Here is a 13792-nt window from a genome sequence, read left to right on the forward strand (position 1 = left end):
CTCATATATTTTCTCATAGGTCCTCACAAGAAGGGACCCTGAGCTCACAAACACGCCCGAAGGTTAATGGGCGTGACCAATTGTTACATTGCTTATCTTCTCTTGGTGGGGAGTGCCTCAAATGCCGTATACCGCGACTTTGCGCGGAAGGGATGCCGGGGGTGTGCGGGAGAAGATTTTGGGGTGCGAGGTGAAACACTAATTCCCCGTCAGAAAGACCGAAATAGGCATACCCAAGAGGCTGTAAAACCCCTATAATTGAGAAAGAATCCTACGCCTTCGGCATGTTCCATTTTGTTGGAAAGCGTGGGAATGAGTGGGAAATCAGTAGTGACCTTCCCCGAAAAACCGGCGTTTCCCCTCATGGGGTGCGCGAAACAACACACAAAGGTTAGGTACATGAGGCGCGCAAAAATCGTTGCAACCATCGGTCCGGCAATCGAATCTCCCGAGAAGATCTCCGAGGCAATCAAGGCTGGCCTGAACGTCGCCCGTCTGAACATGAGCCACGGTGACCACGCCGAGCATCAGGCACGCTACAACACCATTCGCGAAGAGTCCGCAAAGCTCGGTAAGGACGTTGCTATCCTTGCCGACCTGCAGGGCCCCAAGATTCGCCTCGAGCGCTTCGCAAACGGTAAGGAATACCTTGAGCCCGGCGCCGATTTCACCATTACCTCCGAAGACGTTGAGGGTACCGCAGAAATTTGCGGCACCACTTACAAGGGTCTGCCTGGCGACGTAAAGCTCGGCGACAAGCTCCTGCTCGACGACGGCAAGATTCGCCTCGAGGCTATCGAGGTGACCCCCACCCGCGTGCGCACCCGCGTCATCGTGGGCGGCCCCATCTCCAACAACAAGGGCATCAACCTGCCCGGCGCTGCGGTCTCTCTGCCCGCGCTGACCGAGAAGGACGCAAACGACCTGCGCTTCGCTCTGAAGATGGGTGCGGACATCATTGCACTCTCCTTCGTCCGTACCGGTGCAGACGTCGAGCCCGTCCACAAGATCATGGAGGAAGAGGGTATCCGCGTACCCGTCATCGCCAAGATCGAGAAGCCCCAGGCAGTGGACAACCTGCAGGACATCATCGACAAGTTCGACGGCATCATGGTTGCTCGTGGTGACCTCGGTGTTGAGCTGCCCTTCTCCGAGGTTCCCCTCGTTCAGAAGAAGGCTATCGACATGGCACGCCGCTGGGCAAAGCCCGTCATCGTGGCAACCCAGGTGCTCGAGTCCATGACCGACAACCCCGTCCCCACCCGTGCAGAGGTGTCTGACTGCGCTAACGCAATCCTCGACGGTGCAGACGCCGTGATGCTCTCCGGCGAGACCTCGGTCGGTAAGTACCCGATTCTGACCCTGCAGGCCATGGCCGCAATCGTTCAGGACACCGAAAAGGGTGGCCTGTACCGCGTGCCCGAGCTGGACCGCAAGCCCCGCACCCGCGGTGGCGCAATCACCCGTGCGGCAGTGAACATTGCCGACCAGCTGGATGCGAAGCTCATCGTGACCTTCACCCAGTCCGGTGACTCCGCACGCCGTCTGGCTCGCCTGCGTCCCGAGACTCCGATTGTTGCGTTCACCACCAGCTCGAAGGTTCGCTCCTTCCTGTCCATGCTGTGGGGCGTTGACGCTGAGCAGGTAGATATGATCACCGATCAGGAAGCTATTTTCACCTTCGTGGACGAGTACCTGCTCAAGAACGGCCTGGCAGAAGCCGGCGACCTGGTCGTTGTGGCTGCCGGTGCTCCCGCGGGCCGCGCCGGTACCACCAACATGGTTCAGGTACACCGCGTTTCCGGTGCCGACGGTGAGCGCGAGGATCTGCGTCCTTACGAGGAGAACGAGGTCAAGCGCTAAGCCGCTGACGCTTTTCGAGAGGTAGCCCGGGGTAGCTCCCCGGAGGGTACCGCTCACTTCATAGAACCGCCGCCCGGTCGTGAACTATCACGGCCGGGCGGCGGTTTTGTGTGTGCAACCGGTCGCGCGCGGGCACGCCGGGATACGCGGGTATAGACGGGTATAGATAAAGCGGCGGAAAAGCTCAAAGCCTTTCCGCCGCTTAGTTCGGTGCCCGAGGTGGGACTCGAACCCACACTCCGAAGAACCTGATTTTGAGTCAGGCGCGTCTGCCAATTCCGCCACTCGGGCGCATCGCACGCGGAGCGCGACACTTCTAAGATTCTAACCCAGGCGGTCTAGAAAATCTAATCATTAGCGGGACGCGGGGGAGCGGAAAAGAGCAGCCCCGACCTCATTGCGGGCAGTCCCGAGCACCGGGTGAACGTCTGGCAACCCGCACGCCGAAGACGGCCTCGGATGCGCTCGCCGGCGGCCCTTTGCTGAGCTCGCGGTGAACCCCGCGCGTTATCCACAGGCATAAGCGGGGGAGAAAGCGCGCATCCTGTATCCTTAAGGACTGACTAACCATCCCCGCACGCCCCCGCGGTGGGGGCCACCTCAACGTTAAGAAAGTGATCACGGATCGTGTTCAATTCTCTCTCCGACCGCTTGACGGCAACCTTTAAGAACCTGCGCGGCAAGGGCCGCCTCTCCGAGGCAGACATTGATGCAACCGTCCGCGAAATCCGTCGCGCCCTGCTCGACGCCGACGTCGCGGTGCCCGTGGTCCGCGAGTTCGTCGCCCACGTGAAGGAACGCGCCCTCGGCGCGGAGGTTTCCGAGGCGCTCAACCCCTCCCAGCAGATCGTCAAGATCGTGAACGACGAGCTGGTGAGCATCCTGGGCGGCTCTACCCGCCGCATCAATATGGCCAAGAGCGGCCCGACCATCATCATGCTCGCGGGTCTGCAGGGCGCCGGTAAGACCACCCTGGCCGGCAAGCTGGCCTATTGGCTCAAGGGCCAGGGTCACACCCCCATGCTGATTGCCTCCGACCTGCAGCGCCCCAACGCGGTGACCCAGCTGAAGGTCGTCGGCGAGCGCGCGGGCGTGCCCGTCTATGCACCGCACCCCGGTGTGACCAGCGAGTTTGACGTGCCCACCGGCGACCCCGTGCAGGTGGCGCGTGACGGTGTGGCCGAGGCTCGCGCCAAGCTGCACGACGTGGTGATTGTCGATACCGCGGGTCGTCTGGGTGTTGACGCCGAGCTCATGCAGCAGGCACGCAATATCCGCGACGCCATTGAGCCGAACGAAGTTCTGTTCGTCATCGACGCGATGATCGGTCAGGACGCCGTGAACACCGCCAACGCCTTCAACGAGGGCGTGGACTTCACCGGTGTTGTCCTGTCCAAGCTGGATGGCGACGCCCGCGGTGGTGCGGCCCTGTCGGTGGCTTCGGTGACCGGCAAGCCGATTATGTTCGCCTCCACCGGTGAGAACGTGACCGACTTTGAGCAGTTCCACCCGGACCGTATGGCAAGCCGCATCCTGGATATGGGTGACATCCTGACCCTGATCGAGCAGGCCGAGGCTCAGTGGGATAAGGCCGAAGCCGACCGCATGGCGAAGAAGTTCATCGACCAGGAAGACTTCACCTTCGAGGACTTCCTGGCTCAGATGCAGCAGATTCGTAAGCTTGGCTCCATGAAGAAGCTGCTCATGATGATGCCCGGCGCGGCTCAGATGCGTCAGCAGCTCGAGGCCTTTGACGAGCGTGAGATTGACCGCGTGGAGGCGATTGTTCGCTCCATGACCCCGCACGAGCGTGTGGCTCCGCGCATCATTAACGGTTCCCGCCGTGCCCGTATCGCTAAGGGTGCCGGCGTGACCGTGTCCGAGGTGAACCAGCTGATGGAGCGCTTCGCCCAGGCTCAGAAGATGATGAAGAAGCTCGCCTCGGGCAAGATGCCCGGCATGCCCGGCGGTATGCAGATGCCCGGTATGGCGGCTGCGGCGGGTGGCGCGCGTAAGAACGCGAAGAACAACAAGAAGAAGAAGGCCCGCTCCGGCAACCCGCAGAAGCGTGCGGCCCAGGAGGCGGCAGCAGCTAAGGCGCAGCAGGCACGCGCCGGTGCTGCCTTCGGTCAGCAGGCTCAGAACCAGGAAATGGATCTGTCCAGCATGAACCTGCCGAAGGGCTTTGAGAAGTTCCTGCAGTAGTAGCAGACGCAACCCCGCAAGGGGCGGTACGGGTGCGCATCGACTTTACGGTGCGCACCCGTACCGGTATGGCGCCCGATGAGGGGGCCGAAGGGAGGGACAATGACTCAGAACGACCAGAACGGGGAGCGCGAGAACCCGCGTACCGGCGAGACTCAGCACGATGAGACCCAGTACGGCGAGATTCAGCCTGACAAAGCCCAGCACGGCGAGGTGCGAGGACTGTCTGGCGGAGGCTCCCTGCCCGAAAGCGTCCCGGCTCGTGATACCGCGGGGGAGGTCGCCTCGGACGAGACGGAGCCGGAACTCGGAGCGGTGCTCGAGCCCTCGTTTGACGACCACGACGAACAGCTGCCCGGGCTCCCCGGATACGTTCCTCTCTGGGTGCGTCTTGCCCTGGACTACGGTGAGAACTCCGCCGACGTCACCGGCGATCTCGTTTACTCCAGCGAGAGCGACGAACCGGCCGTCGACGACGTGACCGCTACCCTGTTGCGGCTTATCCGCGAGGCTCGCAGCATGCGGGGAAGCGACCGGGACTCCGCGGCGGACTCCTGGCAGGACCGTAGCCGGGTGGACCGCATCGCCGCCGACCTGGAGAGCGAGGAGTGGACCGTCGACAAGCTCTCGGGCCTGTGGGATAGCGCCCCCGCGCCCTCCGACCCGGACGAATCCCTGAACCCTGAGCGCTCGGGCGAGGGCGGCGAAACCGAACCGCTGGGCGAGGAACCTAGCGACCGGACCCTTGAGCTGGAGGAAAAGATTCAGCGCCGCCGCATCATGGCGCGCTCCACCACCGATGAGGAGCTAATCGCCGCCCTGATCGAGGCCACGGCCGGCGACTCCGAGCTCATCGCCTACGAGCTGGGTGAGACGCAGGTGCAGCTCCACGTGCTTTGCGCGGTGGACCCCGAGGGGTACCTGAACGTCTTGGAAGTGGCAGACGGCACGCTGAGCCTGGGCGCCCCCATCGAGGATTACGTGGCCCAGCTGGTTGAGAAGCTCCCGGTCACCGGTGCCGCCATGGAGGGCGAGGCGACCGAATGGGAGGCGCTGCCCGGCACCGTGCAGGAGCTGGAGTTCTACGTGGACGGCGACGCCGCCATGCTCGTCGACCTGCCCATCGACATGATTACGGGCCTTCTCCTGGCCTACCTTCCGGCCGGTACTCGGCAGGTGGTGGCCGCCCCGGCGGGGGAGTGGACCCTCATCTCGGCAGACCCGGTGGACCTCACGGCCCTGCTGGGGCTGCTGAGCTGCAACGCCCTGATCGTTGAGGGTAACGTGAACCAGCAGCACCTGGTGGTCTGCGAAGAACCCGCCCTCGAGCCCTACTCCGATGACGAGTGGTACCTGGAGGCTTTCGGTGAGCCTCGCGAGAGCATCGTGGAGGAGTTCCGCTGGCAGCGCGTGCCCAAGCGCCTGAACCGCGCCTTCAGCGTGGAGGAGCTGGCCCGTTACGACGGCCTGCTGGAGGATTTGCTCGCGGGTCTTCCCGGAACGGCTCCGGAGCTTGCCGGCTCGAAAATTTTTGGTTCCGATGAGGAAGAGCTTGCGCAGAGCATCGCCAATGTGATGGCGATGTTCGGTGTTGAGGCTGAGTCTACGACCGGCCGCCGCCTGAACGCGTACCTTCGCGATACGAGCAACACCCTGGCTCTGGAATCGGTCCTGCAGCTTCTGGACGTGCCCACCGAGCTGGCGCTGGTGCCGACCGCCGGCTTTGACGTGGCCTCGATTAGCACGGCCCGTATCTTCGGCTCCGAGGATGAGGAGCTCGCACAGCCCGCCGGTTCTGCTGAATCAGCTGATGCGGCTGAAGCTACTGATGAGGCGCAGGCATCTGAAGCTGTGGACGTTACCTTCCCGCTGGAAGACTCCGTTGCCGAGGCTACCTTCTCCGAGAACCCTATCTCTGGGAGCCCTGTCTCTGAGGACACTGCCGCGGAGGATGATTCCTTCGAGGATGACGAGGAGATTGAACCCTACCCGGATGGCTACACCTCGCCTCTGGAGCGTAGCTATCAGCTGGTGGCGACCGGTCGCCGAGTGACCCTCGCCGAGTGGATGGACGCCATCAATAACGGGCACATTCCCTACGAGTACACCCATATGGGTTCGCCGGAGGGATCGGCCCCGGACTCTTTCGTGGAGGCTGAAGAAGGACGCTTGTCCCTCGACAGCACCCTGCGCGAGGCCGACCCCGTGTCGCACGAGGAGCCGCACGAAGCATCGGTAATCCAGCGGGCTTCCGAGGGTTCCGCCGCGCTCGCGAATGATGTCGCGGCGAGCGATGAGCCTGCGCCGAGCACCCCCCAAGACCCGGCGCCCCAGCCCCCTGCGCCGCAGGACTCTTCCGCCCGGGGCCCCGCTCCGCGTTCGCGCCGCAAGCGTCTGACCCCGGAGCAGATTCGCGCGAAGACCCGCCGCGTGGGGCTTGCCCTGGGTGCGGACGTTACCGCTCAGAGCGCCATCGCCATGACCCTGGCGGCCGTGGCGCGCCGCCGCCGCGCTCAGGGTAGGGCGAGCCGCAAGTTCTCGGTAGCCGCCGCAATCTTTGCCCTGAACGCCACGGTTGAATCCGCGCTGATTCCGGCCGTCGTGCGTTCCTTCGAACGTACCCAGCTGGAGAAGCACGGCCACGAGGGTCGCCCCGCCGCGACCCCCGCGGAGGTCGTGCATCCTGGTGAGAGCGGGCGGGAACACCACCCCGCCAAGCGCACTCTGATTGACGAGCTGCGCGAGGGCAACTACCGTACCGCGGAAGAATCGAGCCCGAACCCGAGCCTGCGCGAGCGAGTCCGGAACATGGTGCGTCGCGTGCGCGCGCCGAAAGAACGTTAAGGAGAACTACGATGAGGGATACCTACCTGAGCGATGAAGAGCTGAAGGCTTTTATCACGACCCTGCCCACGCGCCGTCTGGCGGCTGGTGCTCTGATCCGCAACGAGCGTGGCGAGATGCTGCTGGTCAAGCCGAACTATAAGGACGGCTGGATTCTGCCCGGCGGCACCGTGGAGGCTGGCGAGGCCCCCAAGCCCGGATGCGAGCGCGAAATCGTGGAGGAGCTGGGCCTGGACCTGAAGCTGGGCCGCGTGCTGCTGATTTTCCACGGCCTGGCCCTGGGCGTGTGGGGTGACTCCACCTACTACATGTATGACGGCGGCGTGATTGCGGCGGATACGAAGATTACCCTGCAGGACGCCGAGCTGGTGACCTACGAGTGGGTGGCCCCCGAGAACCTGGAGGGCTACGTGCGCCCCTCGATGGTGCACCGCCTGCGCGAGTGCTACCGCGCCCTGGAGACGGGGGAGACCCTGGAGATGAGCAACCTCGACTAGCGGGGCTTGCGGGCCCCTCCGTCAGCCTTTTGCGGGCAATGGAGGGGCCCGCGGCGATTAACCGCAATTAAATGTGCACGGCCGCTAGCTTAAAATCTCGGGCTCTGATACCCTAACTGAGTACCCGGCGACGCGCGACCCCTCTCTTCGCGCGCCGTTGTGTCCATAGAGGCGCCGTGAATGGCCCGCCCCACGGGTGCTGAACCGCGTGCCTCGCACCAAATTATGAAACAGGAGTAACCACTAAAGTGGCTGTTAAGATTCGTCTCAAGCGTATGGGTAAGATCCGCGATCCTCGTTACCGCGTTGTGGTCGCTGATTCGCGCGTCAAGCGCGACGGTAAGACCATCGAGGAGATTGGTATTTACCACCCGACCGAGCACCCCTCGCGTATCGAGATCAACTCTGAGCGTGTTCAGTACTGGCTCTCCGTCGGCGCACAGCCGACCGAGCAGGTTCTGGCTCTGCTGAAGCTCTCGGGCGACTGGGCTGCATTCAAGGGCGAGAAGGCAGAGTCCAAGGTTCTGCCCGTCGAGGCTAAGGCTGAGTTCGTTGTTCCCGAGAAGGGTTCCGTGATCCTGCCCGAGGCTATCACCCCCAAGGCTGAGAAGGCTGAAGAGGCTGCTGAGGAAGCAGCTCCCGAGGCTGAGGCTGAGGAAGCAGCTGAGTAATCATGTTGGCTGACGCACTCGAACACCTGGTTCGAGGGATTGTCGATCGTCCGGAGGACGTGAAGGTGCGCCTGCGCACTCAGCGTCACCGCGAGACCCTTGAGGTTCGCGTGCATCCGGATGACCTGGGCCGAGTCATTGGCCGGTCCGGTCGCACCGCCAAGAGCATCCGTCTGGTGATGGACGCTATTTCTGATGGCGAGCCGATGCGTATCGACATTATCGACACCGACAAGAAGCGACGCTAGCTCGTAACGTTTGAAGCGCCCCCGCTTCCGGATTTCCGGAGGCGGGGGCGTTCGCGTGCCCGGGGGCCTGTGGGTGGGGCTGGCGGCAGAATGCGCCTGCCCGGGGTGCCCGGTAGAATAGTGGGAGCCGTGCAGACGCGCGGCGTAGGTTCGACTTGTACCCAGCGGAGGAAAATTATGCAGGTTGTGGTGGCTCGTATCGGTAAGCCGCACGGTATTCGCGGCGAGGTGACGGTTCAGCTTTTCACCGATGCCCCGCAGGAGCGTTTTGCCCGCGGTGAGGTGCTCGGTATCGAGAATTTCAAGCCCGGCTCTGCCGCCGCTTCGGTGGCCCCCACCGGTGAGCTGACGGTCGCCGGTGCCCGCTGGAACAAGAAGATTCTGGTGGTCCGCTTTGACGAGGTGACCACCCGTAATCAGGCTGAGGAGCTGCGCGGCACCCGCCTGGTCTACGAGGTTCCCGAGGACGACGGCGAGGAAGAGGGCTTCTACGAGCAGGAGCTCGTGAACCTGCCCGTGTACCTGCTGGCGGACGTACCCGAGGGCGAGAGCCCTGTGGATAACCCGGCCGTGGGCGAGCCGCTGGGCAAGGTGACCGGGCTGCAGACCATGCCGGTCCAGGACCTGCTGCTCATTAAGCTGGCTCGTTCGCCGCGCCTGGCCTCCGGCGCGGGCGAGGAGATCATGATTCCCTTCGTCGAGGAGATTGTGCCTGAGGTGGTTCCCTCCACCGAGGAGGAGCCCGGCTTCGTGCTGTTGACCCCTCCGGCCGGCCTGATCGACCTGGTTGAGGAGGCCGAACAGGCCGCTGAACGGGCGGGGGAGTAGTCCGTGCGCTACGACGTGGTCACGATTTTTCCCGAGTACCTGGAGCCGCTGAAGCTATCCCTGCTGGGTAAGGCGCGCGAGAAGGGCCTGGTGGACCTGCACCTGCACGACCTGCGAGATTACACCTTTGACCGTCACCGCACGGTGGACGACACCCCGTACGGAGGTGGCGCAGGCATGGTCATGAAGCCCGAGCCGTGGGGCCTGGCCCTGGACGAGGTGCTGACCGCCTCCCCGCTGCAGACTGCCACCGAAGACTCTGCTGAGGGTGCCGACCCTGCCGCAGATACCCGCCCGTTGCTGATTGTCCCGTCCCCGGCGGGTGCCGTCTTCGACCAGGCGATGGCGTACGAGCTGGCGGAGGAGAAGCATATTGTCTTCGCCCCGGCGCGCTACGAGGGCATCGACGAGCGTGTGCTGGACTGGGCGCAGGAGGGTTTCCGCGTGATGCCCGTGTCCCTGGGCGACTACGTGCTCTACGGCGGTGAGGTCGCGGTCATGGCGATGATTGAGGCCATTACTCGACTGATCCCCGGCGCGATGGGCAACCCCGCCTCCCTCGAGGAGGAGTCGCACACGGGCGGTCTGCTGGAGTACCCTGTGTACACGAAGCCCGCCGTGTGGCGCGACCGCGAGGTGCCGGAGGTGCTGCTCTCGGGTAATCACGGCGCGATTGCGCGTTGGCGTCGTGACCGCCAAATTGAGCGCACCCTGGAGCGCCGCCCGGACCTGCTGGAGGCGTACCCGGTGGAGCAGTGGGATAAGAAGGACCGCCGCTTCCTGGCCGAGCGCGGGGTGCATTTTGCGAACCCCGCGAAGGCGGCTCAGAAGAAGACGAAGCAGCAGAAGGACGCCGCCGAGGCTGCCTCCTCGGAGCCCGCATCGTCCGAGGCTTCGGCTCCCGAGGCGGGCGCCGCATCCTAGCCCGGTTGCACGAAGTGCACCCGAGCGGCGGGTTTTTACGGGCCGTCGGCACCCGGAGTACGGAGGCGCTTATCGCGGTAAAAGCCCAGGTCAAGGCTTGATTGAGGGAATAATCAACGTATGACGCGAGAAAGTCAACCGAGTTGATCTACGTTCAATGAAAGATTCCGTGAATCCTCAATCAAAATATGACACTTTAATGCAAAAAGGCTATGATTATCCCGAGAGCAGACTTCTCCCGTGCCGGTAGTGCGGGCGAAGCATGTAATCCCCACTCGGTCGAACTGCATGATTCGGCTGAGTTTCATCTCGGGGATAGATGACGCCATCACGCGGGTGCATCCTCTGCATGGGATGCCCGGTCTGAGAACTTCATTCATCCCAGTGTTAATCAGTGGTGCATGGTATAAGCACCCCGCACTTTATGGGATGGGAGCTTGGTGGTTCGAGCGTTCATCGTGGTTGATGACCCTCCGTCGCGCGGGTAAAAGTACCTATGCTTACGGGTGAGCATCCAATGGTCCGGATTGGATGCCCACCCGTTCCGCTTTTTAAACCCTCCGCTTTACCCCGCCCGCGCGCCCGGTTGCCCAGCACGCGCATCCGGCGGCCCTCAGTGTTTCTCGGGTACGGGGCGCTCGCGAAATTCGATGGGGCGCTTCGACTTGGGCAGTGAGTACATGACGCGCAGGTAGGCATCCTCCACCAGCTCCTCCAGAACCCGCTCGGTGACACCCTCACCGGCACCCACCGAAATCCAGTGTCGCTTGTTCATATGCCAGGCCGGAATGATGGAGGGGTAGATGCGCCGCAGCACCTCGGATTCCTCGGGGTCGGTCTTGAGGTTCGCAATGGGGTAGCCGATGCCCTCCGTGTACATGGCGAACATCTTGCCGCCGATACGGTACACCGTGTGTTCGGGCCCGAACGGCTGGTCGGAGGTTGCCAACGGCATGGCGAGCGCGAGGCGGTGCAGAACCGGCTGAAGGGACTCGGCGGTGAGCTCTCCACCTGCTCCGCCTGCTCCGGGGGCTCCGAAGGTTTCGGGCTCCCCGGGGACGGAATCCGTGACCCCCTCCGGGGTGCGAGCGGGGGAGCGGTCGATGCTCTCGGGGTGATGCTGTCGGGTACTCATACTTTCGAGTCTAGTGCCCTTCGCCAAATCTCTCGTAACGCCCGGCGAATCCACGCTAAAATAGGTAACTATGGCTGAATTTATTTATCAGATGATCAAGGCCCGCAAGACCGTGGGCGACAAGGTCATCCTTAACGACGTGACGATGTCGTTCTTCCCCGGCGCCAAGATCGGTATGGTTGGCCCGAACGGCGCGGGTAAGTCGACCATCCTCAAGATTATGGCTGGCCTCGACCAGCCCTCCAACGGCGAGGCACGCCTGACCCCCGGCTACACCGTGGGTATCCTGCTGCAGGAGCCGCCGCTGAACGAAGAGAAGACCGTTCTGGGCAACGTTGAGGAGGGCGTGGGCGAGATTAAGGCCAAGCTCGACCGCTTCAACGAAATTTCCGCCCTCATGGCCGAGCCCGACGCCGACTTCGACGCCCTCATGGAGGAAATGGGTCAGTTGCAGGAGGCTATCGACGCCGCCAACGCGTGGGACCTGGACTCCCAGCTGGAGCAGGCTATGGAGGCGCTGCGCTGCCCGCCCGCCGACACGCCCGTCACCCACCTCTCCGGTGGTGAGCGCCGCCGCGTGGCACTGTGCAAGCTGCTGCTGCAGAAGCCCGACCTGTTGCTGCTCGACGAGCCCACCAACCACCTGGACGCAGAGTCCGTGCTCTGGCTGGAGCAGCATCTGCAGTCCTACGAGGGTGCCGTCATCGCCGTGACCCACGACCGTTACTTCCTCGACCACGTGGCCGAGTGGATTGCCGAGGTTGACCGCGGTAACCTCTACCCCTACGAGGGTAACTACTCCACCTACCTGGAGAAGAAGCGCTCCCGCCTTGAGGTTCAGGGCAAGAAGGACGCCAAGCTCGCCAAGCGCCTGAGCGAGGAACTGGACTGGGTCCGCTCGAACTCGAAGGGCCGCCAGGCCAAGTCGAAGGCCCGTCTGGCCCGCTACGAGGAGATGGCTGCGGAGGCCGAGAAGACCCGCAAGCTTGACTTCGAAGAGATCCAGATTCCGCCGGGACCCCGCCTGGGTAACGTGGTCATCGAGGCTGAGAACCTGCAGAAGGGCTTCGACGGTCGCTCCCTGATTAACGGCCTGTCCTTCTCCCTGCCCCGTAACGGCATCGTGGGTGTGATTGGTCCTAACGGCGTGGGTAAGTCCACCCTGTTCAAGACCATCGTGGGCCTGGAGCCCCTCGATGGCGGCACCCTGAAGGTCGGCGAGACCGTGAAGATTTCGTACGTCGACCAGAACCGTGCCAACATCGACCCGGAGAAGACCCTCTGGGAGGTCGTCTCCGACGGTCTGGACTACATCCAGGTCGGCAACGTTGAGATGCCCTCGCGCGCGTACGTCTCCGCGTTCGGCTTCAAGGGCCCGGACCAGCAGAAGAAGGCCGGCGTGCTCTCCGGTGGTGAGCGTAACCGCCTGAACCTGGCGCTGACCCTCAAGCAGGGCGGTAACCTGCTGCTGCTCGACGAGCCCACTAACGACCTGGACGTTGAGACCCTCGCATCCCTGGAAAACGCGCTGCTGGAATTCCCCGGCTGTGCAGTGGTCGTCTCTCACGACCGTTGGTTCCTGGACCGCGTGGCAACCCACATCCTGGCCTGGGAGGGCACCGACGAGAACCCGGATCAGTGGTACTGGTTCGAGGGTAACTTCGAGTCCTACGAGAAGAACAAGATTGAGCGCCTCGGCCCCGAGGCCGCCAAGCCGCACCGCGTGGTGCACCGCAAGCTGACCCGATAGGGTTTGAACCGGTAGCGAGCCCCGCCTCCGAGCTGTTGAAGCACGGGGAGGCGGGGCTTCGCTGTGTCTGCTGGGGAAGGGGTATAGTCCTGCTATCTCACGTGTTGTTCCGCTACGTGGTGGGTTATTCGTCGGTAGAAATAGTTCGCTCAGTGGCGACCGATATATCGTGGCGGATTTCACATTCACGGTTTATAATGGGTATGCACGTAAGTGCAACTGACACATGTGATTACGAAGAGAAGAGCATTATGCTTTCAAAATATAACTGGATGTCCTTGGTTACCGGTCTGTTGCTGATTGCAGCGGCAATCTACATGTTCGCCAATCCCGCTATTCCGCTGGTAGTTCTGGGTTATGTGTTCTCCATTTCGGTGTGGCTTGGGGGCGGGTTTGAACTGGTGCGTTACTTCGGCACGCCAAAGCAGGCACGTACCGGCTGGGACCTGGTTGACGGCATCTTGACCGTGGTGGCTGGCCTGATTCTGCTGACTGCCTCGGTGGGTGAACAGGCAACCTTCATCCCGACCATTGTGGGTGCGTGGATGATTATGTGGGCGCTGATTCGTCTGATGACTGCCCAGGCCATGAAATACCTGAGCTACGCCGCCGGACGCCACCTGCAGCTCTCTGCTATTGGTACCCTTATTCTGGGCTTGCTCGTGGTGCTGTTCCCCGTGCTCTTCGGCGCGGTGGCGGTCTGGGGAATTGCCCTGGTGCTGCTGCTGATTGGCCTGGTGTTTGTGGGTGACTTCTTCGTTTCCCGCCGCACCAAGCGCACCGTGCACATTTCCCCGGACGGCGTGATTGATGTCGAAGCCAAATAA

Annotated in this window: 11 protein-coding genes and 1 tRNA gene; 10 read left to right on the forward strand and 2 right to left on the reverse strand. The window is 62.9% G+C overall.

Features of this window, described 5'->3' with window-relative positions:
• Positions 1–399 precede the first annotated feature (399 nt).
• A complete protein-coding gene (pyk, locus tag HMPREF2874_RS03745) occupies positions 400–1863 on the forward strand; it encodes a pyruvate kinase (protein ID WP_070648994.1) in 1464 nt (487 codons plus the stop codon).
• Positions 1864–2074: 211 nt separating this feature from the next.
• On the opposite strand, the gene HMPREF2874_RS03750 is transcribed toward pyk, so the two are convergent.
• A tRNA-Leu gene (locus HMPREF2874_RS03750) sits at positions 2075–2154 on the reverse strand.
• 336 nt (positions 2155–2490) lie between these two features.
• On the opposite strand from HMPREF2874_RS03750, the gene ffh reads away from it, so the two are divergent.
• From ffh to trmD, 7 genes are all read left to right on the forward strand, one after another.
• Positions 2491–4068, forward strand: a complete 1578-nt coding sequence (gene ffh, locus HMPREF2874_RS03755; RefSeq protein ID WP_049331374.1) for a signal recognition particle protein — start codon at positions 2491–2493, stop codon at positions 4066–4068.
• Positions 4069–4170: 102 nt separating this feature from the next.
• Entirely contained in the window at positions 4171–6912 is a 2742-nt protein-coding gene (locus HMPREF2874_RS03760) for a hypothetical protein (RefSeq protein ID WP_070648995.1), read from the forward strand.
• A gap of 11 nt (positions 6913–6923) precedes the next feature.
• Entirely contained in the window at positions 6924–7409 is a 486-nt protein-coding gene (locus HMPREF2874_RS03765; protein ID WP_070648996.1) for an NUDIX domain-containing protein, read from the forward strand.
• A gap of 248 nt (positions 7410–7657) precedes the next feature.
• Entirely contained in the window at positions 7658–8080 is a 423-nt protein-coding gene (gene rpsP, locus HMPREF2874_RS03770; RefSeq protein WP_049343812.1) for a 30S ribosomal protein S16, read from the forward strand.
• Between the two features lie 2 nt (positions 8081–8082).
• Positions 8083–8328 carry an RNA-binding protein gene (locus tag HMPREF2874_RS03775; protein WP_005505691.1) on the forward strand — a complete coding sequence of 82 codons (246 nt, stop codon included), beginning with the start codon at positions 8083–8085 and terminating at the stop codon, positions 8326–8328.
• 177 nt (positions 8329–8505) lie between these two features.
• Positions 8506–9156 (forward strand): ribosome maturation factor RimM, encoded by a 651-nt coding sequence (gene rimM, locus HMPREF2874_RS03780; protein WP_070648997.1) that lies wholly within the window; start codon positions 8506–8508, stop codon positions 9154–9156.
• Positions 9157–9159: 3 nt separating this feature from the next.
• Positions 9160–10080 carry a tRNA (guanosine(37)-N1)-methyltransferase TrmD gene (gene trmD / locus HMPREF2874_RS03785; protein WP_070648998.1) on the forward strand — a complete coding sequence of 307 codons (921 nt, stop codon included), beginning with the start codon at positions 9160–9162 and terminating at the stop codon, positions 10078–10080.
• A 613-nt stretch (positions 10081–10693) separates the two neighbouring features.
• Here trmD and HMPREF2874_RS03790 read toward each other — a convergent pair.
• On the reverse strand, positions 10694–11215 hold the full coding sequence (locus HMPREF2874_RS03790) for an MmcQ/YjbR family DNA-binding protein (protein ID WP_246823769.1): 522 nt from the start codon (positions 11213–11215) through the stop codon (positions 10694–10696).
• 70 nt (positions 11216–11285) lie between these two features.
• On the opposite strand from HMPREF2874_RS03790, the gene ettA reads away from it, so the two are divergent.
• Positions 11286–12965: an energy-dependent translational throttle protein EttA gene (gene ettA / locus HMPREF2874_RS03795; RefSeq protein WP_049343810.1), complete on the forward strand. Its 1680-nt coding sequence runs from the start codon at positions 11286–11288 to the stop codon at positions 12963–12965.
• A 251-nt stretch (positions 12966–13216) separates the two neighbouring features.
• A complete protein-coding gene (locus tag HMPREF2874_RS03800) occupies positions 13217–13792 on the forward strand; it encodes an HdeD family acid-resistance protein (protein WP_210397964.1) in 576 nt (191 codons plus the stop codon).

The sequence above is a fragment of the Rothia sp. HMSC068F09 genome, from assembly GCF_001812775.1.
GTDB lineage: Bacteria > Actinomycetota > Actinomycetes > Actinomycetales > Micrococcaceae > Rothia > Rothia mucilaginosa_A.

Coding starts and splice junctions, on each gene's coding strand:
- pyk (WP_070648994.1), top strand. CDS start 400: ATGAGGCGCGCAAAAATCGTTGCAACCATCGGTCCGGCAATCGAATCT.
- HMPREF2874_RS03760 (WP_070648995.1), top strand. CDS start 4,171: ATGACTCAGAACGACCAGAACGGGGAGCGCGAGAACCCGCGTACCGGC.
- HMPREF2874_RS03765 (WP_070648996.1), top strand. CDS start 6,924: ATGAGGGATACCTACCTGAGCGATGAAGAGCTGAAGGCTTTTATCACG.
- HMPREF2874_RS03775 (WP_005505691.1), top strand. CDS start 8,083: ATGTTGGCTGACGCACTCGAACACCTGGTTCGAGGGATTGTCGATCGT.
- rimM (WP_070648997.1), top strand. CDS start 8,506: ATGCAGGTTGTGGTGGCTCGTATCGGTAAGCCGCACGGTATTCGCGGC.
- HMPREF2874_RS03790 (WP_246823769.1), bottom strand. CDS start 11,215: ATGAGTACCCGACAGCATCACCCCGAGAGCATCGACCGCTCCCCCGCT.
- ettA (WP_049343810.1), top strand. CDS start 11,286: ATGGCTGAATTTATTTATCAGATGATCAAGGCCCGCAAGACCGTGGGC.
- HMPREF2874_RS03800 (WP_210397964.1), top strand. CDS start 13,217: ATGCTTTCAAAATATAACTGGATGTCCTTGGTTACCGGTCTGTTGCTG.